Source organism: Streptomyces viridochromogenes (genome assembly GCF_001270495.1).
Taxonomy (GTDB): domain Bacteria; phylum Actinomycetota; class Actinomycetes; order Streptomycetales; family Streptomycetaceae; genus Streptomyces; species Streptomyces viridochromogenes_A.
In genome coordinates this window covers 176,097-201,628 of record NZ_LGUR01000196.1, presented here as the reverse complement: position 1 = coordinate 201,628, position 25,532 = coordinate 176,097, and the positions used below count along the sequence as shown (strand labels likewise).

Annotated in this window: 17 protein-coding genes; 9 read left to right on the top strand and 8 right to left on the bottom strand. The window is 70.5% G+C overall.

Annotation, left to right across the window (positions count from 1 at the left end; all coding sequences use genetic code 11):
- Positions 1–186: 186 nt before the first annotated feature.
- Both ADK36_RS20705 and ADK36_RS20700 read left to right on the top strand, forming a co-directional pair.
- On the top strand, positions 187–1,263 hold the full coding sequence (locus tag ADK36_RS20705) for a polyprenyl synthetase family protein (RefSeq protein ID WP_053198559.1): 1,077 nt from the start codon (positions 187–189) through the stop codon (positions 1,261–1,263).
- A gap of 92 nt (positions 1,264–1,355) precedes the next feature.
- Complete coding sequence (locus ADK36_RS20700) at positions 1,356–2,426, top strand: polyprenyl synthetase family protein (RefSeq protein ID WP_053198557.1); 1,071 nt, start codon at positions 1,356–1,358, stop codon at positions 2,424–2,426.
- Between the two features lie 17 nt (positions 2,427–2,443).
- On the opposite strand, the gene ADK36_RS20695 is transcribed toward ADK36_RS20700, so the two are convergent.
- From ADK36_RS20695 to ADK36_RS20680, 4 genes are all read right to left on the bottom strand, one after another.
- Positions 2,444–3,724, bottom strand: a complete 1,281-nt coding sequence (locus ADK36_RS20695) for a wax ester/triacylglycerol synthase domain-containing protein (protein WP_159391174.1) — start codon at positions 3,722–3,724, stop codon at positions 2,444–2,446.
- A gap of 5 nt (positions 3,725–3,729) precedes the next feature.
- A complete protein-coding gene (locus ADK36_RS20690; RefSeq protein WP_048579139.1) occupies positions 3,730–4,323 on the bottom strand; it encodes a hypothetical protein in 594 nt (197 codons plus the stop codon).
- Between the two features lie 154 nt (positions 4,324–4,477).
- Positions 4,478–5,260, bottom strand: coding sequence for an ABC transporter permease (locus ADK36_RS20685; RefSeq protein ID WP_159029069.1), 783 nt, complete (start codon positions 5,258–5,260; stop codon positions 4,478–4,480).
- A gap of 29 nt (positions 5,261–5,289) precedes the next feature.
- The gene (locus ADK36_RS20680) at positions 5,290–5,931 is read right to left on the bottom strand and encodes an ABC transporter ATP-binding protein (RefSeq protein ID WP_078916006.1); all 642 of its coding nucleotides are present in this window, start codon (positions 5,929–5,931) and stop codon (positions 5,290–5,292) included.
- A 962-nt stretch (positions 5,932–6,893) separates the two neighbouring features.
- On the opposite strand from ADK36_RS20680, the gene ADK36_RS20675 reads away from it, so the two are divergent.
- The 5 genes from ADK36_RS20675 (at position 6,894) to ADK36_RS20655 (ending at position 15,929) form a co-directional block, all read left to right on the top strand.
- Positions 6,894–8,918 carry an ATP-binding protein gene (locus ADK36_RS20675; RefSeq protein WP_053198553.1) on the top strand — a complete coding sequence of 675 codons (2,025 nt, stop codon included), beginning with the start codon at positions 6,894–6,896 and terminating at the stop codon, positions 8,916–8,918.
- Positions 8,915–11,320, top strand: a complete 2,406-nt coding sequence (locus ADK36_RS20670; protein ID WP_048579137.1) for a WD40 repeat domain-containing protein — start codon at positions 8,915–8,917, stop codon at positions 11,318–11,320. The genes ADK36_RS20675 and ADK36_RS20670 overlap by 4 nt, the downstream gene beginning before the upstream one ends.
- On the top strand, positions 11,317–12,201 hold the full coding sequence (locus ADK36_RS20665; RefSeq protein WP_053198551.1) for a hypothetical protein: 885 nt from the start codon (positions 11,317–11,319) through the stop codon (positions 12,199–12,201). Before ADK36_RS20670 ends, ADK36_RS20665 begins: the two co-directional genes overlap by 4 nt.
- 568 nt (positions 12,202–12,769) lie before the next feature.
- The gene (locus tag ADK36_RS20660; protein ID WP_048579134.1) at positions 12,770–15,181 is read left to right on the top strand and encodes an Orn/Lys/Arg decarboxylase N-terminal domain-containing protein; all 2,412 of its coding nucleotides are present in this window, start codon (positions 12,770–12,772) and stop codon (positions 15,179–15,181) included.
- 256 nt (positions 15,182–15,437) lie between these two features.
- A complete protein-coding gene (locus ADK36_RS20655; RefSeq protein WP_159029068.1) occupies positions 15,438–15,929 on the top strand; it encodes a hypothetical protein in 492 nt (163 codons plus the stop codon).
- Between the two features lie 108 nt (positions 15,930–16,037).
- On the opposite strand, the gene ADK36_RS46390 is transcribed toward ADK36_RS20655, so the two are convergent.
- Both ADK36_RS46390 and ADK36_RS20650 read right to left on the bottom strand, forming a co-directional pair.
- Entirely contained in the window at positions 16,038–16,463 is a 426-nt protein-coding gene (locus ADK36_RS46390) for an IS5 family transposase (protein ID WP_234329816.1), read from the bottom strand.
- Positions 16,464–16,507: 44 nt separating this feature from the next.
- The gene (locus ADK36_RS20650; RefSeq protein ID WP_053198549.1) at positions 16,508–17,860 is read right to left on the bottom strand and encodes an NDP-hexose 2,3-dehydratase family protein; all 1,353 of its coding nucleotides are present in this window, start codon (positions 17,858–17,860) and stop codon (positions 16,508–16,510) included.
- A 140-nt stretch (positions 17,861–18,000) separates the two neighbouring features.
- Here ADK36_RS20650 and ADK36_RS20645 point away from each other — a divergent pair, with 140 nt between their 5' ends.
- Positions 18,001–21,474 (top strand): AfsR/SARP family transcriptional regulator, encoded by a 3,474-nt coding sequence (locus tag ADK36_RS20645; RefSeq protein WP_159391173.1) that lies wholly within the window; start codon positions 18,001–18,003, stop codon positions 21,472–21,474.
- Here ADK36_RS20645 and ADK36_RS20640 read toward each other — a convergent pair.
- A complete protein-coding gene (locus tag ADK36_RS20640) occupies positions 21,419–22,444 on the bottom strand; it encodes a methyltransferase (protein WP_048579131.1) in 1,026 nt (341 codons plus the stop codon). The two genes, ADK36_RS20645 and ADK36_RS20640, sit on opposite strands and share 56 nt — an antisense overlap.
- Before the next feature lie 142 nt (positions 22,445–22,586).
- Between ADK36_RS20640 and ADK36_RS20635 the strand changes: the two genes are divergently transcribed.
- On the top strand, positions 22,587–24,245 hold the full coding sequence (locus tag ADK36_RS20635; protein ID WP_053198545.1) for an FAD-dependent monooxygenase: 1,659 nt from the start codon (positions 22,587–22,589) through the stop codon (positions 24,243–24,245).
- 66 nt (positions 24,246–24,311) lie between these two features.
- Here ADK36_RS20635 and ADK36_RS20630 read toward each other — a convergent pair whose 3' ends face one another.
- The gene (locus ADK36_RS20630; protein WP_053198543.1) at positions 24,312–25,520 is read right to left on the bottom strand and encodes a nucleotide disphospho-sugar-binding domain-containing protein; all 1,209 of its coding nucleotides are present in this window, start codon (positions 25,518–25,520) and stop codon (positions 24,312–24,314) included.
- Positions 25,521–25,532: the final 12 nt, after the last annotated feature.

The window sequence follows — 25,532 nt, the reverse complement described above, 5'->3', positions numbered from 1 at the left end:
AGGGAGGTGGCCACGCCGGGCGTGCTCTTCAGCGGTGTGGGTCGTTGGACGGATCATGCAGACCAAATGGGTGACGCGGCCAGACAGTGGCCTCGGCTGTCGTCAGAACCCTGAGTCAGGGGACGGCTATCGCCCATTCTCGTCCGCCCTCATGAAGCTGGCTCCCCTTGTTGGGAGTGGTGAGTCGTGACGTCGGGTGTGGTCGACGCGCAAGCGATCGACCTGCGCGCGGTGCAGCGCCAGGTTGATGCGGTGCTTGAAAGCTTCTTGGCCGAGAAGGCTCGTGCGGCGGCCGGCCGGGGGCATCCGCCGGAGGTGGTGGAGACCGTGCGCGACTTCCTGGCGGCTGGCGGGAAGCGGATCCGGGCGCTTTTGTGCGTGGTGGGCTGGCACGCCGCCGGTGGCCATGACGATGTGACATCGGCGGTTCGGGTGGCGGCGTCGCTGGAATTGTTCGTGGCCTTCGCGCTCATCCACGACGACATCATGGACGACTCGGCCAGCCGCCGCGGGCGGCCCGCGGTCCACCGTGTGATGCGTGCCCGGCTGGGAGCTGGCGAGCGGGCCGAGCGGCTGGGTGCGGGCGGCGCGTTGCTGGTGGGCAACCTGGCCCTGACGTGGGCGCAGGAGCTGCTGCACACCGCTCCGATCGAGGCCGGCCGGCAGCGGCTTGTCCATGGGTTGTATGACGCGATGCTGGAAGAGGTGATGTACGGGCAGTACCTGGACGTCATGGGTACCGGCCGTAGCGCCGATGACGTCGAGGCGGCCTTGCGGATCATCCGCTACAAGACCGCCACCGCGACGATCGAGCGGCCCCTGCAATTGGGGGCTGCTGTCGCCGGGGCCGATGAGGCCACGATGGAGGTCTTCACCGGGCTGGGTTTGCCGCTGGGGGAGGCGTTCCAGCTGAGGGATGACCTGCTGGACGTCTTCGGAAGCCCGGACGGCGCATGCGCTCCGGGCCTGAGCGACCTGCGGGAGGGCAAGCGGACCGTTCTGCTGGCCCTGGGCCTGCAGAATGCTGACCTGGTCCAGCGGGCGCGGCTTGACCGGCTGGTGGGCTGTGCCGACCTGGAGGAGCGTGACGCGGCGGAGATCCGGGACATCCTGTTCGCGACGGGGGCACGCGAGGAGACCGAGCGGATGATCACTTCCCGCTACGAACACGTCCTGCGCGTCCTGGACGGGGCCGGCTTCCCGCCGGCCGCGGATCGTGCTCTGCGTGGGCTGGCGGTCAAGGCGACCCAGTACACCTCCTGACCCCTGCTGCGACCGCGGCCCTAGGGCACCCAACGTCAACCGTCGCACGTCTACAGCGGTGTCACCCGACTCCCGAGCAGGAAGAACTCGTGATGACCGAGCAGGTTCTCGATCGTGTCTCTGGATATGAGCGCTGGTTCAACACGCTCTTCGAGGAGTACTTCGACACGTTGAGCGTCGGGCTGGGTGCGCCGTCGTTCAGCCGTTTCACTCCGGAGTGCCTGCGGTTGCTGCGGGAGTTGTCCTTGCGGGGCGGGAAGCGGATGCGGGTGGTTTTGCTGCATGAGGCGGCGCGTCTGGTGACGGAGGAGCCGGTCGAGGGGCTGGAGGCTGCGGCGCTGAGTGTTGAGCTGCTGCAGACTCACGGCCTGGTGCACGACGATCTCATCGATGACAGCCCCACCCGCCGCGGCGGCCCGTCCACCTACTACGCCTACCGTGAGCGGTTTCCCGGCCAGCCGCAGGCGGCCCTTGGTCTGACCGTGCTCGCGGGGGACCTCGCCCTAGCTCTGTCGCTGCAGGTGCTGCTGGAGGCGAAGGCGCCTGTGGCGGTGCGGCAGGCGATGGTCGAGGTGCAGACGCGGGCGGCGGCAGACACGTTCGTGGGCCAGATCGTGGATCTGGAACGCGACTTCGCCGCCGCGCCGGGCGAGGAGGTCCTGCACTGCGTGGCCGACTACAAGTCCGCCCGCTACTCGATTCTCGCGCCCATGCAACTCGGGCTCCTGGCCGTGGGCGAGCAGCCGGCGCTCTTCGACAAGGAGCTGCGGGAGTATGCGCGGCTGGTGGGAATCTGCGGGCAGATGCGCGACGACTACCTGGATCTGTTCGGGGACGCGTCCGTCATGGGCAAGCCGACCGGCACCGACATCCGCGACGGCAAGCACAGCTACACCGTCAGCGCCCTGCTGGCGGCCGTCGATGACGCCGAGCGTCGCGTGGTGGAGGCCGGGCTCGGCGACCCGTCCTGCCCGCCGGAGACCATCGCCGCCGTCCGGGAGATCGGGGAGCGCCGCGGTGTGCCGGGCAGGATGCAGGCGGACATGCGCCGCTGTGCGGAGCAGGCCACCGAGGTGGCCGCCGGCTGGCGGTCACGGTGGCGGGAGGAGGCGGTCACCTTCTTCGAACACGTGCCGCTGTGGAGCGTCAACCGCACCCGGTGACGGGCCCGTTCAGGCGCCTACGGGGTGCTGCCCTGGGGTGGCGGGGTCGAGCGCGTCAGCTCCGTGACAGCTTGGCGCCAGCGTTCGGGAAGGCTGTCGGCGCCGGGAAGGGCGGTGTCGATGCGGAAGGAGACGCTGGTGGTGTCTTCGTACGTCGCCGCCACGACGGCCAGGGGGACGCCGGGCGGGCAGCACATGATGGGGTCGATGCGGTGCACTGCCGCGTCGCCGTAGTGCAGAGGCTGGCGCACCACGAGGTAGGAGGCGCAGATGGTGAGCCGGCCCGGGACGGTGCTCGCGTCCACGAGAAGCTGGAGCAGTCGCCGGGGAAGCCGGGTGAGGGCCGCTCTCAGCACCGTCTTGTGTCCGGCGGACTTCAGCACAGAGGTGACGGCCCGCGTGCGTGCCAGGCGCCGGTCCACCGGCATGGTGCCGCCGGGCAGATCGATCCGGGTCAGGAACAGCCGGTTGCCGGGCGCCGCGACTTCGTCGGGCGTGCGCACGTTGACGGGAATCATGACAGGGATCGCCGTGCCGGCGGCGCGGGGCCAAGCGTCCTTGGCCCACTGGGTGATCGCGTGGACCACAGCGGTGAGGTAGACATCGTTGATGCTGGCCCCGCCGGCGCGGGCCGCGGCGCGCAGACCGGCGGAGGGAGCCTGGGCCCACAGCAGGTGGCGGCGGCTCGACAGCGGATGCGAGGCCGATTGCCACAGGCGGTGCCGGCGCGCGTGGCGCAGCAGGCTCACGGTGCTGCGGGCGGTTTGGCGCAGGTCGGCCCGCGGGGTCCGGGAGGCGTCCCGGGCGGGCGCGGGGAGTTGTTCAGGCAGCGCCCGCGGACCGAACAGCGCATCCATCACCGCGACGATGTTGGCGCCGTCCTGAACGGCGTGGTGGCTGAGATACAGCAGAGCGAACCCGTCGGGCACGTGACCGTGCAGAAGGATCATGCGCCAGGCCGGGGCTCCCTCCGGCCACGGCTCTCGCAGCGCACTACGCACTGCCGTCTCAAGAGCCTCCGGATCGCCGCCGACGTGCTGGGCGCGGATGTGCCGGGTCATGTCCGGGTCCGCCGGCATCCACCGTGCGGTCGGTCCGTTGCCGGTCAGGACGTGCGTCAGACAGGGCAGGCCGCCCAGACGGACGGTGACGTACTCGCGCAGGCCGGCGAGATCGGGCACAGCGCCGGTCAGGTGCAGTACCGCCCCGATCCTCGCGTTGGCATCCGGATGCTCTGCAAGCTCTTCAGCCTCGACCAGGACGAGATCGGCGGGACTGGGAGCCGGAAATGGGTTCATGCCCATCACCTCACGAGGTCGAAGACGGGTGAGCTGACGGCCGCGCCGATGAGGAACCCGACGCTGACCTGGCCGGCGGTGTGGCAGCGCAGCCGGATGCGGGACCAGCCGATCAGCACCACCACGGGAGCCAGCACGAGCAACCAGGGGCCGAAGACCGTTGCGAGAATGGCGAGGGCGCCGGAGGCGACGGCGGAGTGCACCGACACCTTCCAGAAGAAGGTGATCACCAGCAGGGCGAGCAGAACGGCGACCATCGCCGCCACCAGCGCCGTCACCTCGACGGGAGCATCCAGCCCATACAGCAGTGCGGTGCCGGTGATGACCGAGGCCATCACCCCTGGGGCCGCCACAATGCGGTCCTGCCGCCGCCGCACATGCCGGTCTCCCCAGTACTGGCGGTGCTCGCCGAACCGAAGGATCAACGTAGGCAGCACCGCTGTGAACACCGCCGCGACCACGCCCCAGCCGATGCCGGCCCAGCCATCGGCGTGCCAGCCCAGCAGCGGGGCCACGAGCAGCATCCAGTTCCGGGGCTCGCCGCCGTCACTGAGCAGCCACGCCCAGCGCGCCTCCGTTCGAGGCACCAACTCCTGCACCGCCAAGCTCCCTTGGTCGGGCGGCGCGGCTGATGCGAGCGGTGTAGCAGCCGCAGCCTCGTCGTCCGGCACCCTGAAGCCCCCCGTCCCTCACATGGTCACGCTGTCGCCGTGCGCGGCGTTCATCGTCCAAACGACACTCGCACCGGGCCGGTCACGACACCGGCGCAGCATGCTCGACGCCCGTCGACGCTGCCCTGGCCCCCGCGCGCGGGAGGCGGGTGCGGGTCCGGGCGGCGAAGGCGGTAATGCCCAGCGCGGCCATGCCCACCGCCCAGCCTCCCCCCAGCAGCAGGCAACTGGCCGGCACCACCCGCAGACCGGCGGCAGCCACCGAGGTCTGCACCGCGGCGTAGGCCGGCAGCAAACGCACCACGAGACTGTCCGCGTCCGGGTTGATCAGCGGGTTCTGCAGTACCAGATCAATAGAACTGATCATGATGGCGAGGAACATGCCGGCCAGCTCGCTGCGCACCACGGCCGCCAGCACCATCCCGATACCGCCGTAGACCAGGGCGCCGGTGAACATGCCCGCGGCGAGCACCATGGGCTGCTCAGGCCGCCAGAACAAATGCATCCACGCGGTGGTGTAGGCAGCGACCACGGCCGCGACCAGAAGGAGCGCACTGCACTTGGCGAGCGCGAGACACGACCGGGGAAAGCCGGCACGCACCAGGCGCTGATCGAACGGTGCGGAGCGGACTGTGGCGACGAACATCATGAACGCGATGACCAGCGACAGGGCCTGCAGCGCGCCGTTGATCTGGAGCAGGATATTGCCGTCCATGACCACCGTGCGGCCGACCGGACGGATTCGAAACCGCAAGGGGGCAGACGCCACCACCGTGAACGCCAGCGTGGTCCACAGCGGCACGAACAAGACCACAATGAGCAGCGCCAGCCGGTTACGGGCCTGCTCGATCAGCGCGAACCGCAAGGCCGTACGGAAGCAGGACCACCACCGCGTCATACCGCTACCCTCCCCGGTTCGGTCTGCTCCGTCTCCTGCAGTACGCCAGCCTCAAGGCGGTACAGGGTGTCCAGGCGGGAGGCGTCGTAGGCAAGGTGGGAGACCACCAGTACCGCGCAGCCCCGGTCCCGCAAGTCGGCTGCCACATCCCAGAACCGTAGGTAGGTCTCCCAGTCGAAGCCCTGATACGGCTCGTCCAAGAGCAGCACCTGAGGGTCGTGCATCAGGGCAAGGACCAGGTTGAGCTTCTGGCGTGTGCCGCCGCTGAGCGCGCCCACCCGTTCGTGCCGGTAGTCGCTGAAGTTCAACCGCTCCAACAGCTCTAAGGACCTGGTCAGGCTGCTGATGCCGTAGGCGGCCTGGAAGAACTGCAAGTGCTGCTCGACGGTGAAAGCCTGGTGGAGCACGGTGTCCTGCGGGCAGCAGCCCAGCAGGCCCGCCCGCTCCACTACACCGCCATCAGCGACGAGATCTCCGGCCAGGATGCGCAGCAGGGTGCTCTTACCGGCGCCGTTCTCACCGACGATGCCCACCAGTTGACCCGCAGGAAGGTCAAGCGACACTCCGCGCAGGACAGGACGCTGCCGGTAGCCCTTCCGCACACCTCGCACCCGCAGCACCGGGTCAAGCGAGCTCACCACTGCACCCTCCACATAGCTGCGCCCCCGGCCCAGAAGTTCTCGAGCCCTCTGTCCGACCGAACGCAGTCACGTTCTCGGCTTCCATCGGTCCTACAGCTCACTCAAGGATCGGCGATGCCCGGACCGGGCCCAGTCCTGCAACGATCACGGCAGCCCACAGGACACGAATGGATACACGTCGGCTCGGTGCTGATTGGGTGCGTTCGACTGATCTTGTTGGGAGCTGCGGCGTTGCCAACTTGACTGAGACGGCCGGGGCGCGGCGTCTCAATCGATCGCGGCTCCTCGATGGACATCGACCGGGCAGCAGCGGAGATCCTCACCCTCCCGAGTGGCGGAACTGACAGGTGTCGTGAGAATCGAGCCCTCAGCGACACTCCCTTTGAGAATCCGACCCGGTTCCTTGAGAACCTGCCAGTTCCGATGAGACGGGACACGATGCAAGCCGCTGACCTGCGGCATGCCATTGGCGTGAGACTGCGGCGGAGAAAATGACACGGGAATTGAGATCCCACAACTGTAGGTTCTCGCGGCTCACGTCCTACGGCGGCGCTGTGACCTGCGCCTGCATCCGGTGTCACACGCTGTGTCCCAAGCCTTCAGTCTCACGGTCGTGTCCGAGTCCTCGGGCTGACCGTAGGGGATGACCGGCAACTCGGAGCGGACGGACAGGGTGTCTTGCCCTTTGCCGGGCCACACGGCCTCACGATCGTGACCGAATCTTCCGGATCGCAATAGCGGGAGTCGATGAGGGGAGGTTGGAGGGTGCTCTGGTATAAGCGATTGCCGTATAAGCCCGTGAGGTTGGATCATTGCGACAAGTGCCGGGACTGAGAGGGCACTTCACAGAGAGTCCCCGCAGGGCTGCGTCGATGTCCCGGGTCATGCGTGATTCTTGGAGGAGTGGGCCAGGGGGTATGGATGAGGGCGGCAGTCGCAGTGGTGCTACGGACAGAAGAGTGCTGGCCCTGGGTGTCTCGCTGGAGGGGCCGAATCATGAGGGCCCGCCGCCTCTGGATGCACTGGATCCCCTCCTCAAAGCTCCGCAGCATGCCGCGTACGTGTCCGAGGTCGTGCGCGAGTTCGGCTACCGCCAGCACCATCCGGCGGACTCCGAGATCGATCTTGGCGAGGAGATCCGCAGTGCCCTGAAGAGCCCGGCCGAGGTGCTGATCGTCCATCTCGTCGCGCATGGCCGGCTGGCCGACACCGGCGAGCGAGGCCTGCACGTGGTGGGCGTGGACGGCAGCAACCTGGATGATCCGGTGTCGTCGTGGATCAGCCTGATCGAATCCCATCCCGACAAACCGCGGCCGCTGACGCTGTTCATCCTGGATCTGTGTCATTCCGGGGTGGCTGCGACACTGCCCTGGCATCAGGAGATGCCCGCCGGCCGTCGCCGTGCCTGGGTCATCGCCGCGACTGGGTCCCAGGACCGGGCGTTCGACTACCGGTTGAGCCGGGCAACGCGCACCGTGTTGGGGAACTACCGTGACGGCACATCAACGGTGGACCGGTCCTACCCGTACATTCCGCTTCCCACGGTGGGGCGTGAGATCGCCCGTGAGGTGGCAAGTCTCAGCGCTCAGGAAGGCTTCGAGCAACTGGTTGACGGTAGTCGCGTGGCTTTCATCGAGCGTGTTGAGGATCTGGAGGAACTGCCGTTCTTCCCTAACCCCCTCTACAACGGCCGCTCGTCCAGTGTTTTGTCCGAGGTCGACCCTGGAATCGCCTCCCTGGTGGACGAGGCGTTCGACGCCCGTCATTTCATGCTGCGGGGTGCTGGTAGTGAACCGCTGGACCGCGGCCTGGGGCAGGGATATTTTCACGGCCGGGAGCGGGAGGTCAGTCTTCTGACTGACTGGCTCAACGGTGAGGGCAGTGGCTTCCGGGTTGTCACCGGGAAACCGGGGGTCGGTAAATCGGGTCTGCTCGGGGTTTTGGTGTGCGCGGCGCATCCCCAGCTGCGCGAATCGGCGCGGAATTTGTGGTTCCGGTTGCCGGTCAAACCGGCGTGCAATGACCGGCTCGCCGTGGTGCATGCGCGGCGCCGTGATCTGGACCAGATAGCTGACTCCGTCGCGCGCCAGATGGGGGCGAGGGACAAGGACCGGCCAGCCGACGGCTGGGAGGCAGAGCAGCTCCTCCGACTCGCTGGCCCTGGGGGATACACGCTGGTGATCGACGGGCTTGACGAAGCCGAACGCCCCGACGACATCACCCAGGCCCTGCTGTTACCCCTGGCCCGCGCCGCCCTCGCCGGCCATATCGGGATACGACTTCTGGTCGGCACTCGCTCCGAGCCGCCGTTCACCGCCCTGCTGCAACTGGCACAGGAGGCCGACGGGCTGATCAACCTCGACCACACCCAACCGGACGAGATCTACCAGGCGGTCCGGCGGTACGTCGGCGACCTGCTCGCCGACGACACCCCCTACGCCGCGCGCGACACCGTGAACGCCGCCAACGCGCTCGCCGAAGGCATCGCGGAACGCCTGACCGGCAAGGGCGATCCGACGCTGTGCGAGGTCTCACCGGATGAGCCGAAGCCTTTGGGCTGGGGTGAGTTCCTGGTCGCAGGACTCTACCTGCATCACGTACTGACCTTGCCCACCGAACGCGACCCTGGCCGCGCCCGGGACCTCGGCCTCCAAGTACCCCGAGATCTGCCTGATCTCCTTGAACTCGACCTTGCCCGTCGCGCTGATCAGCCCGATGTCCGCGCAGTGCTGGCCGCTGTGGCCCACGCCAGGGGCTCCGGTATGCCCGAGCGCATCATCGCCAACGCCGCCGCCGTGTTCACCCACGGCACAGATGCCCTGCCCTCGTGGCGGGTCCAGGAAGTACTGGAGCATGTGCGCTTCTACCTGCGCCAGGACATCGACACCGACGGCACCACCTTGTACCGGCTCTTCCACGAAGGTCTCGCCGAACACCTACGGGCAGACCCCTTCGGCCCACAGGAACAGGGGCAGCTCCCATGACCACAGCACTTCGCCCGGAGCCATTCGCCGACGCCATCTTCCGGCAGCTCATCGCCTCACTGCCTCGCACGGCCAACGAACGGCCCGCCTGGCACGTCGCCGAACCATACCTGGTGCGCCACGCCGCCCAACACGCCGCCAGTGCCGGACTGGCGGACGAACTCCTCCAGGATCCAGGCTTCCTCGTCCATGCCGACCCCGAGACGGTGACCGCCGCTCTGCGCCAGGCAACCACCCCTGACGCGCGCATTGCAGCCGCGGTCTACCGTGCATCTCAGGACGTCCACCGAGATCTGGGCGCCGATGAACGCCGGCAGATTCTCGCCCTCGACGCCGCCCGATTCCAGGCCGCAGACCTCAGCTACGACTTCGCCCGCAACACCGACTGGAGGCCGGTGTGGGCGACCGGTACCGAGGTGTCGAGCGCACTCGTTACTACGTTCACCGACCACACCTACAGGGTGCGCGGGGTGGAACTGTCGGGGGTGGACGCGATGGCGACGGCGGTGGTGGACGGTCGTCCCGTCGTCGTCAGCGCCAGCGGCGACGGGGTGCGGGTGTGGGACCTGGCCACCGGCCGCACCACTCACACCCTGAGCGTTCGGGCGGCCGCGGTGGTGACAGCCGTGGTGGACGGCCGACCCGTCGCCGTCATCAATGGCCATGGCCCGGTGGCGATGGCGGTGGTGGACGGCCGACACGTCGTCATCACCGCCGGAGAATTCCGCACGGTGCAGGTGTGGGACCTGGCGACCGGCCGTGCCACCCACACTCTCACAGGTGACACCGGCACGGTGCGGGTGTGGGAGGGTGACCGGCAGGTCGCCGGCCCCGGCACCTACGACCGCACGGTGCGCGTGTGGGACCTGGCCACCAACCGTGCCATCCACACCATCACCGGCCATACCGGTGATGTACGAGCGATGGCGACTACGGTGGTCGACGACCGTCCCGTCGTAGTTGCCGGCATTAACTACGACGGGGCGGTGTGGGTGTGGGACCTGGCGACCGGCCGTGCTGTCCACACCCTCACCGGCGACACCAGCCCGGTACCGAACCCGGTGGTAGCGACGGCAGTGTTGGACGGCCGACCCGTCGCCGTCACGGGCAGCGGCACCAACGCGGTGTGGGTGTGGGACCTGGCGACCGGCCGTGCTGTCCACACCCTCACCGGCGACACCAGCCCGGTGCTCGTGGTGGCGACGGCGGTATTGGACGGCCGGCCCGTCGCTGTCACCAGTGGCCGGAACCGCACGATCCGGGTGTGGGACCTGGCTACCGGCCGTGCCATCCGCACCCTCACCGGCCTCTCTGGCAGCGTGGACGCGATCGCAACGGCGGCAGTGGACGACCGGCTCGTCGCAATCACCACCGGCTGGGATAGCGTCGGCGGCCACGACTCCAGGGTGCGCGTGTGGGATTTGACCACCGACGCTGGCATCCCCACTGTCACCGGTCACAGCTACAACGTGACGGCGGTGCTGGCGGCGGTGGTGGACGGCCGGCCTGTCGCCGTCACCACCGGCGGTGACCGTGCTGTGCGGGTGCGGGACCTGGCCACCGGCCGAACCATCCACACCCTCAACCCCGGTGGCAGGGTGCAGGCGATCGCGACGGCGATGCTGGACGGCCGGCCCGTCGTCATCACAGTCAGCTCCGATGACAGACCGTTCAGACGCGCCATCGATGAGTCAGTGCGGGTGTGGGACCTGGCCACCGGCCGTGCCACCCCTCTCACCGGTCGGACCGAGTTGGCGGAAGCGGTGGCAACGGCGGTGGCGGACGGTCGAACCGTGTCAATCACCACCGATGGCGACCGCGTCGTGCGGGTGTCGGACCGGGCCACCGGCCGTACCACCCACCCCCTCAACACCCTCGGCCGTGTGGCGAAGGTGGTGGCAACGGCGGTGGTGGACGGCCGAACTGTCGCAATCGCCCCCGTCACCAACGCCCTCACCCACATACGCGAGTCCACAGTGCGGGTGTCGGACCTGGTCACCGGTCGCGTCATCCACACTCTCACCGGCCATGCCGGCCAGGTGGACGCCGTGGCGGCGGTGGTGGTGGAAGGTCGCCCCGTCGCCATCACAGGCGGCGGCGACTCCACGGTGCGGGTGTGGGACCTGGTCACCGGTCGCGTCATCCACACTCTCACCGGCCATGCCGGCCAGGTGGACGCCGTGGCGGCGGCGGTGGTGGAAGGTCGCCCCATCGCCATCACAGGCAGTGACGACACCACGGTGAGGGTCTGGGACCTCAGCAGCGGGTCTTGTCTGACGGTCCTCACGCTCCCCAGCGCCGCGAAGTGCGCGGAGATCGCCGCGGACGGCACGGTCGTGCTCGGTATGGGAGCTGAAGTCATTGCCCTCACCCTGGAACCGGTCCTCAGGAGACTTCGATGAGCAGGAGCAGCGGAGAGCCGTTGACCGTTGTGGCCGTTCATGGTGTGGGATATCGCGATGCCCGCGCCACGGCCGAGGACGTACGCGCGGGACACATCCAGAGTTGGACGCGCCACCTCGCCGACGGGATGGGGATCGAAACAGCCCGCCTGGCCCTCGACTTCGCCTACTACGCACACCTCCTCCACCCAGGTCCCACCGTTCAGGGCTCGGAAGATACGGAGGAGTTGCAGGATCCGGTGGCCAAGGAGTTGATGGCGGCTTGGTTGCTGTGTCTGGGGGCGCCCCGGCCTGTCGCCCAGGGGGCGCTGACGATGCCGCTTCGGTATGCCGCTTCATGGGTGGCGGAAAGGTTCAGCCTGGACGGTCGGCTGACCCAGCTCTTCATCCGGGTCTTCTTCCGTGAGGTGGCCATCTACCTGGCCGACGTCGACTCCCCAGTGCGCGCTGCAGTACGCGAGGAGGTCGCTGCGCGCATCGCCCAACACCGCCCCCGGGTCGTCCTCGCCCACTCGCTGGGCACCGTGGTGACGTACGAAGCCCTCCACGCACACCCCGAACTCCAGGTGGAGCTATTGGTGACGATGGGCTCGCCCCTCGCCCTGCCACACGGCGTCTTCAGCCGCCTTGTCCCCGCTCCCGCCGGTGCCCCGCCCGCCCGCCTCGGCGTGCGGCCGGCCGGTGTGGCCCGGTGGGTGAACATCGCCGATCCCGGAGACCCGGTGGCCATCCCGCCCCGGCTTGCCCGAGCCTTCACCGGGATTGGCGAGGACCTCACCGATCCCATTCACCCGACTTTCGGATTCCACCACGCGAAGAACTACCTGTCTTGCAAAGCCACCGCCGCCACACTGACCCCGTACCTAGGGCTGCAACGGTGAGAGAGGGGCGGCTCCTGTCCAGCGGGGGCAACGCTGAAAGAGTCAGTGATCGGCGGGAGCGGGGGGGCGCCCCGTTGGGTCGTCGTGTGGGCCTTTGAGAAGCGCATGGCAACGCCGTTCCTGCGTAGGGCGAGGCGGACGGTGGCCAAGCTGGTTCCTTCGCGGTCGGCGATGTCTTGCAGGGAGACATCGCCTTGTTCGTACCAGGCGCGCCATTGCGGTACGCGGGTGGCGGTGTGCTGGGTACGCCGGAAGCGCGGCCCGCTCCAGTCGACGGGGTGCTGGGACAGCAGGTAGACGACGTGGGCGGGGGACGTTTGCAGGGTGTGAGCGAGCTGGGCGATGGAGAAGCCGCCGCCGGGCATGGCCTGGTGAAGCTGCGCGGCCGTGATGCCGTCCGGGGCGACCTGTGAAGTACGGGACGGGGGCGTGTTGCGAAAGTCAACGTCGGGACGGCGGGTTTCCGCCATAGCGGTGGTTTGCCGTCCCGGCCGCCGTTTCTGCCCGGTGCGCCGCCAGGACACTGGCCGGGGCGGCCGGGGCGCCGCCGTGGAGGACGGGAGAGCGCATGGCCGACAGCAGGATCCTGGTCGCGGTACCGGAACACCCTCGGGGCGAGGGCGCCGGGCCCCAGCAGTTACGGAAGATCCGGGACGCGATCGAGGCGGGCGGCTTCGAAGTCCGGTGGGCGGTAACGGCGGAGGACGCGGACGCGGTACTGCGCACCGAGGCTGGTCTGGCGGCGGCGCTGGTGGCCTGGGACCTTCCCAGGGCCGTCGGTGACGGGCCCGGCGCCGCGCTCGCCGCGCCGGGAGGCACACTCGCCCGGCCGGGCAGCACCCTCGACGGGACCCCGGGCGGCGGCGCTGTGCTGCGCCGGATCGGCCGCCGATTCCGGGACCTGCCGGTCTTCTTGGTGATGGCCGACGAGGGCCTGGGGGACCTGCCGCTGTGGGTGTCCGAGTCGGTCGTGGGCTACGTCTGGCCGCTGGAGGACACCCCGGGCTTCATCGCGGGCCGCATCACCACCGCCGCCCGCTCCTACCGGGAATCCGTGCTGCCGCCGTTCTTCCGGGCACTGCGCCGCTTCGACGACGCCCATGAATACTCCTGGCACACCCCGGCCCACTCCGGCGGTGTCGCCTTCCTCAAGTCGCCGGCGGGACGCGCCTTCCACGACTACTTCGGAGAGCGGCTGCTGCGCAGCGACCTGTCGATCTCGGTCGAGGAACTGGGCTCGCTGTTCGAGCACACCGGCCCGATCGGCGAGGCGGAGCGCAACGCGGCCCGTGTGTTCGGCTCCGACCTCACCTACTTCGTGCTGCACGGCGACTCGACGTGCAATCGCCTGGTCGGCCATTTCAGCGTCACCCGCGACGAGATCGCGCTGGTGGACCGAAACTGCCACAAGTCGGTGCTGCACGGCCTGGTCGTCTCGGGTGCCCGGCCGGTCTACCTGGTCCCCACCCGCAACGGCTACGGCCTGGCGGGACCGCTGCCCCCGGCCGAGATCGCCGCGGACGCGGTGGCGGCCCGGATCACCGCGCATCCGCTCACCGAGGGCGCGGTGTCCCGGCACCCGCAGTACGCGGTGTTCACCAACTCCACTTACGACGGCCTGAGTTACGACGCCGTAGCCACCGCTCGCGCGTTCGCCGCCAGTACGCCCCGGGTGCACTTCGACGAGGCGTGGTTCGCGTACGCCCGTTTCCACCCGCTCTACGCCGGCCGTTACGGCATGTCGGTGGACGAGGATGCCTTCCCCGGCCCGGACCGCCCGACCGTGTTCGCCACCCAGTCCACGCACAAGCTGCTGGCGGCGCTGTCGCAGAGCGCGATGGTGCACATGCGATCCGCACCGCGGGCACCGGTGGAGCATGACCGGTTCAACGAGGCGCTGATGATGCACGGCACCACCTCGCCCCTCTACCCGATGATTGCCTCGCTCGACGTGGCGACGGCGATGATGGACGGCCCGCAGGGTGAGTGGCTGATCGACGAGGCGGTGACCGAGGCGATCCGCTTCCGTCAGGAGATGGTGCGCCTGCGACGGCGGATCGAGAGCGCCGGGGACCGGCCGCCGTGGTTTTTCGGGGTGTGGCAGCCGGACACGGTCACCGACCCGGCGACCGGCGACCGGCTGTCGTTCGAGGAAGCCCCGCCGGAGGTGCTGCGCACCGAGCAGTCCTGCTGGCTGCTGGAGCCCGGCGCCGACTGGCACGGTTTCCCCGGGCTGACCGAGGGCCACTGCATGTTGGACCCCGTCAAGGTCACGCTGACCTGTCCGGGGATCAGCGCCACCGGCGAGATGGCCGAGGAGGGCATCCCGGCCCGGGTGCTCACGGCCTATCTGGCCACCCGGAAGGTTGTGGTGGAGAAGACCGATAGTTACACCACGCTGATCCTGTTCTCCATGGGCATCACCAAGGGCAAGTGGGGCACCCTGCTGGACGCCTTGACGGATTTCAAGGCCCTCTACGATGCCGACGCCCCACTGGAGCGGGTCCTGCCGGAGGCCGTCGCCGCGCATCCCCGCCGGTACGCGGGCCTGACCCTGCGCGGGCTGTGCCAGGAGATGCACGAGCAACTGCGCTCGGTGCGCCTGGTGGAGCTTCTGGACACGGCCTTCCAGCAGCTCCCGCAGCCCGTGGCGCCACCTCAGCACTGTTACCAGCGGCTGGTGCGCGGTGACACCGAGCGGGTCCGGATCTCGGAGGCGGCGGGCCGGGTGGCGGCCGCCATGGTGACGGTCACCCCGCCTGGCATCCCGGTCCTGATGCCGGGCGAGTCCATCGGCGCACCCGACGGCCCGCTGCTGCGCTATCTCACCGCCCTGGAGTCCTTCGACCGCCGCTTCCCCGGCTTCCGCAGCGAGACCCACGGCGTGACCCTCGACGAGGATACGGGCGACTACCTGATCGAGTGCCTGATCCAGGGCGCGGGGCAGCTGCCGGGGCACTCGCCCGGGCGTGTCGGTTAGGTTCTGTTGGGAAAGTGCTGGTCAGAAGCTGTGTCATATCCCCTGATCAGTGACGCTCCGCGTGTCCGACGTGGCCCTTTGGGTGGATTTACGGGTCCAAGAGCCGCCGCCCCCGCATGAGCTCGGCGGTCGCGTCACTACGTGCACGGATCAAGGTCGAGAACCCCCACATTCGGGTCGTACGTTCAACCTGAACAATTGGAGGTACTCCGCTTCAGCGCGGCACTCGAACATGGTGGAGCCCTTACGAGTCGTGATGGCAAAAACCATGGAGGGGGAACGCACCATGAAGAAACTGGCCGCCCTGGCCATGACCGGCGCCATCGTCGGCGGCAGCCTGCTGGTCACCACGACACCTGCCGCCGCAGCCGGCGCCATCAGCAAAGGCACCTGGCGTGCTTACGGCAACACAAACCCGATCACCGCCAGCTCCAGTACGTGGAAGTGCGACAGCAGCAACGAGATCTACCCCGCCGTGGTCGCGCAGGTCTGCGCGATCAGGTCGCCAAGCGGCGACTACGTACAGGGCGCGGTGATTGTGCGTAACAACCGGTCCACCCTCTACTCCCTCCGGGCAAAGATGAATCTGGAGAACGAAGACATCGTGGTGGGCAGGTGGGCATGCGAGTCCTCAGGGGTCGGGGCGAACTCGTGGTCGGTGTGCTTCGGGGAAAGCGTCCGCTGGGGCTTGGTGAACTCGGCAGGGTGGATCAATGATGAATTCATCGGCGCATCACCGTGGATCTGAACCTGCGCTCGTCGACGCGGCACGAATCCTGCCGGGTCCCCAACGTCCGATACGGTCGCTGAGCTGAGAAGGGCGTGACGTTCGCCCCTCTCACGGCGCGGATTGTGGTCAGCCCGCCCCGGGAACGTCCGAGGGCGTGGTCGGTCGGCTCGACGGCGATGCCGCCAGGCGGCTCCTTTTGCAGGCCCCCCTTTTCGACGCTCCGACGGCGTGCTGGTGGGCCCGACACAGGGAGGAGTCGACATTCACATCCCAGGTGATCAGGCCCTTCACGTCGGCCTCAGCCTGGAGCTGAGTGACGATCCGGGCCCAGGTGCCATCGCGCTGCCAGCGCCGGAACAGGTCGTAGACCCGGTCCCGCGGCCCGTAGCGTCCTGGCACATCACGCCAGGGAGCACCGGTCCGGGTCCGCCACCGTATGCCGTCTATCAGCTGCCGCCGAGTCCATTCCGGCGGACGGACCGGCTTGATGGCCCGCGGCAACAACGGCTCCAGCCGGGCCCACTGGCCATTCGTCAGATCACTACGCCCCACGGAACGTGATCATCCACGACCAAGATCCACTTTCGCAACAGGCCCTAGACGACCGACCGCAGTGCGGCCAGCAGCGTGCGTGCCTGCATGTTCAGGTAGTAGCCGTGCCGCAGCAGCCGCTCGGACTGCCCCGGCGTCACCCAGACGAAGTCCGGTGGGACGTCGGTGAGTTCGTCGCCCACGTCGATGATGCGGTAACGGCTCTCGGCGTGGTGGAACCGCGCGCCCTCCTCCGACAGCACAGTGTCGTAGAGCAGCCGCCCCGGCGCCGGGGCGAGCGAGAGGTCCAGGAAGCGGGGACGCCGGGCGGGCGGCGTGTCACGGTAGTTGGACGGAGTGCACTGAACGGTGGGCCCGAACTCCGCGACGTCCAGCGAACCGGCCTCCACCCGGGCGTGCAGCAGGACGTGCCGGACGCCGTCGAAGGTACGGGTCAGCAGCACGGCCAGGCCGCCGGGAACGGGTGCGATGAGCGGCTGGGTCCAGTGGAGGATCTCCCGGGTGGCCGCGTGCACTTCGGCGGCGATGACTTTGAAGTACCTGCGGTCAGGGCGGGAGATCTCGTCGTCCAGACGCCGCCAGGACGCCACCTCTCTCAGGGGGATCCGGTGCTGCCCCACCTCGCAACGCGCCTTCACCTCCACGAGCGAGCCGGTCACCTCACGGAGCGCGTGCCGCGGGCGCCCGCCGTCCTCCGGCGCCGTGCCCGGCAGACAGGCGAGCACCGAACACGCCTCCATGCTCAGCGTGTTGTCCCGCCGCATCAGCCGGCGCAACTGCCCGAGGGTGAGCCACCGGAAGTCCTGGTGCTCCTCGACCGGGCCGTCGACGGCCACCACCATGTGCCGGTTGCGCTTGCGCAGGAACCAGGAGCCGCGCTCGGACTGAAGGGTGTCGACCAGCACGGTCCCGGTGCTCGGCGCCACGAAGTGCTCCAGGTACGGGATGGCCCGGCCCCGGTGCACGCCGGTGTAGTTGCTGCGGGTGGCCTGCACCGTCGGCGACAGCCGCACCGCCCCGCTGTTACCGGGCTCCAGCTTGGCCTGCATCAGGAAGTGCGGAACGCCGTCGAACTCCCTGACGAGCAGACCGAGTATGCCGATCTCGCGCTGCACCAGTATGGGTTGCTCCCAGGTGCTGTACGGCGGTTCGGCTTCGATGCGCAGGCCCTCGACGGAGAAGAAGCGGCCGCTGTCGTGCGACAGGGTCCCGGTGTCCCGGTCGAACGCCCAGCCGGCGAGCCGCTCGAAGGGTATCCGGGTCACCTTGAACCCGCTGTCCCGTCGGCGCGCGTCGAACCAGCCGTCGAATCGGGTGTTCGGGGTCACGGGGCTGTCCGCCGCCAGTGCGGACAGGGACATGGTGCGCTGTGCGGACTCCGCTGAAGAAACGGGCATGTCGCGCCTTCTCCTCGGTTGTTGGCGGAGCGCACGCTAACGAGCCCGGCCGGAGGAGAGTTCGAGGCCGGGCCGAGGGCTCGGCCGCCCTTCGTGTGATCCTGTTACCGTCAGGGCCCGGCGAGAAGCGGAGCAGCGACGTGACCAGCGCAGCGCAGGGGATTCGGGTGGCGGTCCTCGGGCCGCTGGAGATCCGTGGTCCGCACGGCGAGTCGGTCACGATCGCCGGGTCCCGGATCGGTTCGCTGGTGATCCGGCTGGTCCTGGCCCGTGGACGCCCGGTGTCCGTGGAACGCCTCGTCGAGGACCTCTGGAGCGCCGAACCGCCCGCCCAGCCGCGCGGTGCCGTACAGGCCCTGGTCTCCCGGCTGCGCCGGACAGCCTCCGGACTTCCCGTCGTCTCGGGCTCCGGGGGGTACACGCTGGCGTTGCCGTCCGACGCGGTCGATCTGTGGCGGTTCGAGGACCTCGCGGCACGCGGGCACGCCGAACTGGCGCACCGGCCCGATCTCGCGGCCGGGACGCTGCGCAAGGCGCTGGACCTGTGGCGCGGCGAGGAGTTCACGGAGGCTCAGGGCGCCCTCTTCGCCGAGGCCGCAGCGGTACGGCTGCGGGAACTGCGCCGCGCCGCCCTCGCCGACCGGATCGACGCGGACCTGGCGCTGGGCCGGGCAGCGGAGGTCCTGCCGGAACTGGAGCACCTGGCCGCGGCGGCGCCGGCGGACGAACGGTGGCAGGCCCGCCTGATGCACGCGCTCCACGCCGTGGGCCGCGGTGCCGACGCCCTGGACGTCTACGCCCGCGTACGCGCCCGCCTCACGGAGGAACTGGGCCTGGATCCGTCCCCGGAGCTCCGGCGGGCCCACCTGGCGGTGCTGCGCGGCGGCGCCGGCTCCACCGGTGTGGACGGAGCCGCCGCCGGGCGCGTCCCGGCAGGCTCGGGCGCGCCGGGGGAGAGGCCGGTCGCCGGCCCGCCGCCTACGGCCGGCGGCTCTCCGGAGTCCGTCGGTCCGGCAGGAGGAAGGCCGGGCCGTCTCCGCGAGCGGGTGCGGGGTGCCCCGGCCGGTCCCGGGGTGTCGGTGCCGCTCACCGGCGTGCTCGGGCGGGACGACGAGCTCGGCACGCTGGGGCGGCTGCTCGGGACGGCTCGTCTGGTGACCCTGACCGGGCCCGGTGGTGTCGGCAAGACCCGCCTCGCGGCCGAGGCGGCCCGGACGTTGGCCGATCGGTTCGAGGACGGGGCCCGGTGGGTGGACCTGACGACGGTGCGGGATCCCGTTCGCGTCCCGGAGCAGGTGCTGGCCGCGCTCTTCGCAGCCGGTCCGGCCGTGCTGGGCGCGACGGATCCGCCCGTCGGCGGCGGCCACGAGCGGCTGGCCGACGCGGTCGGCGACCGGCGGATGCTCCTGGTCCTCGACAACTGCGAGCACGTGGTCGACCCGGTGGCGGAGCTGGTCGAACGGCTGCTGCGCTGGTGCCCCGGGCTACGGGTGCTGGCCACCAGCCGCGAGCAGCTCGCCGCGTCCGGCGAACGGACACTGCCGCTCGGCCCCTTGGCGCCTCCGCCCGAGGACGCCACGTTGGACCAGGTGCTGGCGAGTCCCGCGGTACAACTGCTCACGGAACGCACCAGGGCGGTACGGGCGGCGTTCACGGTGGACGAGACCAACGCCTGCGACGTGGCGCGTGTCTGCCGCCGGCTCGACGGCCTGCCCCTCGCGCTGGAACTGGCCGCCGCGCGATTGCGCGCGCTGTCTGCGCGCGAGGTCGCCGAACGGATCGAGGACCACCTGCGGATCCTGTCGGACGGCGGCCGCGGCCGCCCGCCCCGGCACCGCACACTGGCCGCCGTCGTCGACTGGAGCTGGGAGCTGCTGCACCCCGGGGAACGGGCCCTGGCCCGCAGGCTGGCCGTGTTCCCCGCCGGGGCGACGCTGGGCGCGGTGGAGCAGGTGTGCGCCGGAACGTCGGAGCGGGACGTGGTCGACCTGCTGACCGCCCTCGTGGACAAGTCGCTGGTGCAGGTCGCCGACGTCGGCGGACAGACCCGCTACCGGATGCTGGACACGATCCGGCGTCACCTGGCCGAACGGCTCGACGCGGACGAGGAGAACACGCTGCGCGAGGCGCACGCCCGCTACTTCCTGCGTCTGGCGGAGACCGCCGCGCCCCGCCTGATGGAGGCCGACCAGGTGCTCTGGCTGGGTCGGCTGACCGCCGATCACGAAAACCTTCAGGCGGCGCTGGGACGGCTGGTCGCCGGAGGCAGGACGGAGCTCGCGGTCCGGATGGTGGCGGCGCTCGGTTGGTACTGGTCGCTGCGTGGCCGTCAGCTGGAGGCCGCGGACTGGGCGGACCGGGTGCTGGCACTGCCGGGGGAGGAATCTGACGACGCCCGTGCACTCGTCATGATCATGTCGGCGCTGGCGCCCACGACCGCCCCCGAGGTCACGGCCACGGCGCTGGCCGGGGTCCGGTCCTGGCTCGAGTCGGCCGGCCGGGACGCGCTGCCGGGGCATCGTCAGCGGCCCGAACTGACCGCTTTCCGGGGCACCCTGAGCATGCTCGACCATGACCCGGACGCGGCCCTGGAGGCGATGGAGCGGCTGACCGAGGACCCGCACCCCTGGGTGCGCTGCTGCGGTCACCTCAACGCCGGCCATCTGCACTCCGCGCGCCGGGACGTGCCGCGGGCCGCCCGGCACTTTAGGGCCGCGCTGCACGAGGCGCGGGCCGTCGGTGAGCGGTGGGGGCAGATCCAGGCGCTGTGCGCCCTGGCCGAGATCTCGGCCGCCACGTCCGGCCCGGAAGAGGCGGCCGAACTGCTCGACGAGGCGCTGCGCCTTGCCGCGGAGCTCGGGGCCACGGAGGACCAGGTGCTGCTGCTCGCCCGGCTCGGCGGCGAGCTGGCCAGAGCGGGCGACCTGCGCCGGGCGCGCGAGCTGGCGGAGGCCGGACTGCGCTCGGCCCGGCGGCTGGGAACCACCCGCTGCCTGCCCCGCGTCCGCGCGGCGTTCGCCGAGGTGGCCCGCTGGTCCGGCGACCTGGACGAGGCGGCCGCCGTTGTGGACCGCGGTGTCGCGGCGCTGCGCACCGCGCGGCGGCCCGACGTGGGCCAGCTGGTGCTGCTGCTGTGCGAGTCGGGGCACGTCGAGGTGGTTCGGCACCGCCCGGGCCTGGCCGCGCAGCGCTACGAGGAGGCCCTCGCGCATGCCCTCGCGCTCGGTGACGCACGGGTGGCAGGCGGGGTGCTCCTGCTGGGCGGGGCCATCGCCGCGGAGCGGGGGGAGGCCGCACTCGCCCTGCGGCTGCTGGGCGCCGCCGACGCCCTGACCGGTACGACCGTGTCCGGTCATCCCGACGCGCGGCGCATTCGCTCCCGCTGCGCGCCGCTGCTGCCGGAACCGGAGCTGTCCGCGGCGTACGACGCGGGCGTGTCCTGCGCCAGGGAGATCTCCCACTCCGGCCTTGCACGGGTGTTCGAGCGGCTGGAATCCGGCGGGACACCGGCCGGGGGAGCGGGCCCCGCGCCGGACGGCTCCCCCGCCCGGGGCGGGCTCAGTGCCCCGGAACGGCACCTTCGACAAGGTGTACGGCGCTCCGCGTTGCCCTGATCCCGCCGAACTCCAGCCCCGCTCGGGCGAACAGGGCCGCGAACTCCTTCCGGGTGCGTTCCCGCCCGCCCTGGCTGACCAGCATCAACAGGTTCATCACCGTCGCGATCTCCGGTGTGGCGGTCGCGTCCAGCACCTGCTCGATCAGGATGATCCGCGCTCCGGGAGGCGCTGCCCGCGCCAGGTTGCGCAGGACGGCGACGGCGAGGTCGTCGTTCCACATGTGAACGACACCCTTGAGCAGGTAGGTGTCGGCCTTCACGGGCACGCCGACGTGACAGTCTCCGGCCACCAGCGCGCACCGCCCGGCCAGCGCGCCGCCCTCGCACAGCGCGGGATCGGCGCCGGCGATCACCCGCTCCAGGTCGAACAGGACACCGCTGACGCCCGGGTGGCGTTCCAGCAGGAGCCGCAGCAGGATGCCCCGGCCGCCGCCGATGTCGGCCACGGTGCCGGTGTCCTCGAGGCCGAGCGCGTCCGCCACGGCCGCCGCCGTGATCTCCCCCGACCTGGCCATCGCCTGGTCGAAGAGCAGCCCCAGCTCCGGTTCCGACCCGTGCAGATGCTCGAACAGCGTGGTGCCGTACTCCTCGGCGAAGACGCTCCGGCCGGTCCGTACCGCCTCGTCCAGACGGGACCAGATGCGCCACGCGAACGGCGCGCCCGCGAGCAGCGCCATGGCCTTGCGGCCACCGGGCGCGTCACCCCGCAGCAGCCGGGACAACTCGGTGTGGGCGTAGACGTCCTCCGCCGTCTCCCGGAACACGCCGTGGCAGGCGAGTGCCCGCAACAACTGCCCGAGGGCCTCCTCGGACGCGCCGACAGCCGCGGCCAGTTCGGCGACCGGCATGGGCCGGTCGCCCAGCGCGTCGGCCAGGTCGAGACGGGCGGCCGCGGTCACGGCCGCGCTGATGCCCAGACTGTAGGCGAGCGCGTGCAGCCGCAGCGGTGCCTCGGTCGTGTCAGCCATGTGATGTATTCCTCCGGGTTGCGGTGCTCGTTCCGGACCCCGCCGCTGATCGGCCTTCATGGTCGCGCCGCGCCTTCGAGAGACGTTCGAAGGGCTGCGGCCAGCCTGGGGTTCCCAACCCCTGACGTGACGGGAAGTCGGCATGGAGAGCGAACTCCCGGTGGTGATCGCGGGCGGCGGACTGGTCGGCCTGTCGCTGGCGCTGTTCCTCGCCGGTCAGGATGTACCGGTCCTGCTGGTGGAGCAGCACGCGGGCACCTCGACGCAACCGCGCGGACGCGGACTGAATCTGCGCACGATGGAAGTGCTGCGCGCGGCCGGTGCCGAAGCGGCGTTGCAAGCCGCACCGGCCTCGGTCCTTCGGGACCTGCCGGAGATCGTGGGCGCGGCCACCCTCGTGAGCGAGCCCCACTTCCGCGCCGTGCGCCCGGCAGCACGGTCGCACGCGGAACTCAGCCCCACCGCCCCGCTGGTGATCGACCAGAACGTCGTCGAGCCGGTGCTGCGCGCCGAGGCCGCGCGGCTGGGGGCGAGGCTGCGATTCGGCACCCGCCTGGAGTCCTTCGCGCAGGACGCCGACGGCGTCACGGTCCGGCTCCGCGACCTGGCCCGGGGAAGCGAGGCGGACGTGCGCGCCCGTTACCTGGTGGCGGCCGACGGCCACCGGTCGGCCATCCGCGCCGCGCTCGCCATCGGCACCGACGGCGCGGGCGTTCTCGACCACTACGTCAACATCCCCTTCCAAGCGGATCTGGCGGAGCCGCTGCGGGGACGCGGACTGGCACTGGCCTACCTCGACCGTCCGGTGCCGCACACCATGCTGACCCGGCTGGACAGCCCCGAACGTTGGGTGCTGATGGTGCCCTACCGGCCCCGGGCCGGGGAGCGACCGCGGCACTTCACCCCCCACCGGTGCACGGAGCTGATCCGGGCCGCCACCGGGATACCGGATGTGGTGCCGGTCCTGCTCCCGGAGGGGGACCGGCCCGGTGTACAGACCTGGGAGCTGGCGTCGTGGACGGCGGATCGCTACCGCTCGGGCCGCGTTCTGCTCACCGGGGACGCCGCGCACGTGATGGCACCCGCGGGCGGCCTGGGCGGGAACACCGGGGTGCAGGACGCCCACAACCTGGCGTGGAAGCTGGCGGCGGTGGTTCGCGGAGCGGCCTCCGACCGGCTGCTGGACACCTACGAGGCGGAGCGCAGACCCGTCGCGCTCGCGGCGTGCGAGCACTCGGTACGGCAGCAACTCGCCCGGCGTTCAGCCGAGTCCGGTCCGCCGACCGGTGCTCCCGAGCCGCATCCGCCGGCCGTGGTGCTCGGGCACCGCTACCGCTCCGCCGCGATCCTGGACGAGGACGGCCTCGCCCGCCCGCCGTCGCCCGCGGTCGAGTTCACCGGCGAACCGGGCAGCCGGGCGCCGCACCACTGGCTGCTGAGCGGCACCCGGCAAATATCCGCGCTCGACCTCTACCGCGATCGGTTCGTCCTGCTGTGCGGACCGGACGCCGAGCGGTGGGAGCGGGCCGGCCGCGACCTCGCCGGGGCGTCGGAGCTGCGGGTGCACCGGCTCGGCGCCGGGCTGCGGGACGCGTCCGGCGGCTGGGCCGCCGCACACGGGGTCACCGAGAGCGGGGCGGTCCTGGTGCGGCCCGACGGATATGTGTGCTGGCGCGCTGTGGACGACGGCGTCGGCACGCCGTCGCTCGTGCTCGGTGAGGTCTGCTCGGCGCTGTTCGGCACGTGCGCCGACGCGCCCGCGCACCGCCACTTCGGCGCCGGGCCGGCGCCGAGGCGTTGAACGGCACGCCCGCGGCCCCTGGCGCGGCACCCCGCTCGGGGTGCCGCGCCGGCGGCCGGAGCGGGTTCAGCGGACGGTCGCCTTCGCGGCGATCTCTTCCAGCGCGGGCACGACGGAGGCCGGGGACGGCTGCTCCTCGATCTCCCGCCGCAGGGCGTGCGCGCCGTCCCGGCAGGCGTCGTCGGCGAGCAACGCGGCCACATGGGTGCGTACGGCGTCGTCCGTCACCTCGTCCTGGGGCAGATGCCGTCCGGCGCCGACGGCCACGAGACGCTCCACGTTGAACCGCCCCTCGGGGATCTTGGTGACACCCAACTGCGGCACCCCGTAGGCGGCCGCGGTCATCATCACCCCCGTACCGCCCGTGTGGACGATCGCCCGGCAGCTCGGCACGAGGCTGCTGAGCGGAACCCAGTCGACGGCGCGCACATTGGCGGGGAGCTCGCCGAGGTGACGCCGGTGCTCGGGTTCCATCGCGCCCACGGTCAGGACGACCTCGGCGTCGAGCGATGCCGCACTGCGTGCGATCCGGCCGAACAGTTCGATGATCCCGGTGCCCAGCTTCTTCTGCTGTGAGGTGCCCCAGCTGACCAGCACCCGGGGCCGTTCGGGCTCCTCGCGCAGCCACTCCGGTTCGATGCCCGGGCCGTTGTAGGGCAGGTAGCGCATCTGCACCCGGTTGATCTCGCGCTGTCCCGGCCAGCGCAGACCGGGCGGGCACGGGTCGATCCAGGCGTCGGGGTCCAGCAGCGGCTCGACGCCCCAGCGCGTGAACAGGTCCAGGTAGCCCGCGCGGTGCTCGGTGCCGAGCCAGTCCTCGATGTCGAGACGCAGCAGCCGGGCCAGGCCGTACAGGTGGCTGACGGTGGGGATGCCGAGCACCTGCCCGGCGACCGGGCCGGCGAAGGTCACCGGGTCGTGGACGATCAGGTCGGGGCGCCAGTCGCGGGCGAACTCGACGAGCCCGTCCACCATGTGCTCACAGACGCTGAACTGCTTCTCCGCGAGCCGGTCGGTGACCCGCAGCCACACCGCGTGCTCCGGCTCGTCCGCGCCGGCCGGTTCGGGCACGAACGTGCCGCTGCGATACCAGGACTCGGCGTCGATGTCCCGGCCCACCGACACACCCGGAAGGCCCGACTCGCGGACGGTGTCCATCAGCGACGGTGTGCTGGCGAAGCGCACCTCGTGCCCGGCCAGCAGACAGGACCAGGCGAGCGGCACCATCGGGTAGAAGTGCGGCCGCGCGGCATAGGTGGTGAACAGGATGCGCATGGTGGGGTCTCC

Excerpts from the sequence above, each read along its gene's own strand:
- ADK36_RS20700 (WP_053198557.1), top strand. The coding sequence starts at position 1,356 with ATGACCGAGCAGGTTCTCGATCGTGTCTCTGGATATGAGCGCTGGTTC.
- ADK36_RS20695 (WP_159391174.1), bottom strand. The coding sequence starts at position 3,724 with ATGAACCCATTTCCGGCTCCCAGTCCCGCCGATCTCGTCCTGGTCGAG.
- ADK36_RS20670 (WP_048579137.1), top strand. The coding sequence starts at position 8,915 with ATGACCACAGCACTTCGCCCGGAGCCATTCGCCGACGCCATCTTCCGG.
- ADK36_RS20665 (WP_053198551.1), top strand. The coding sequence starts at position 11,317 with ATGAGCAGGAGCAGCGGAGAGCCGTTGACCGTTGTGGCCGTTCATGGT.
- ADK36_RS20660 (WP_048579134.1), top strand. The coding sequence starts at position 12,770 with ATGGCCGACAGCAGGATCCTGGTCGCGGTACCGGAACACCCTCGGGGC.
- ADK36_RS20655 (WP_159029068.1), top strand. The coding sequence starts at position 15,438 with ATGGCAAAAACCATGGAGGGGGAACGCACCATGAAGAAACTGGCCGCC.
- ADK36_RS20650 (WP_053198549.1), bottom strand. The coding sequence starts at position 17,860 with ATGCCCGTTTCTTCAGCGGAGTCCGCACAGCGCACCATGTCCCTGTCC.
- ADK36_RS20640 (WP_048579131.1), bottom strand. The coding sequence starts at position 22,444 with ATGGCTGACACGACCGAGGCACCGCTGCGGCTGCACGCGCTCGCCTAC.
- ADK36_RS20635 (WP_053198545.1), top strand. The coding sequence starts at position 22,587 with ATGGAGAGCGAACTCCCGGTGGTGATCGCGGGCGGCGGACTGGTCGGC.
- ADK36_RS20630 (WP_053198543.1), bottom strand. The coding sequence starts at position 25,520 with ATGCGCATCCTGTTCACCACCTATGCCGCGCGGCCGCACTTCTACCCG.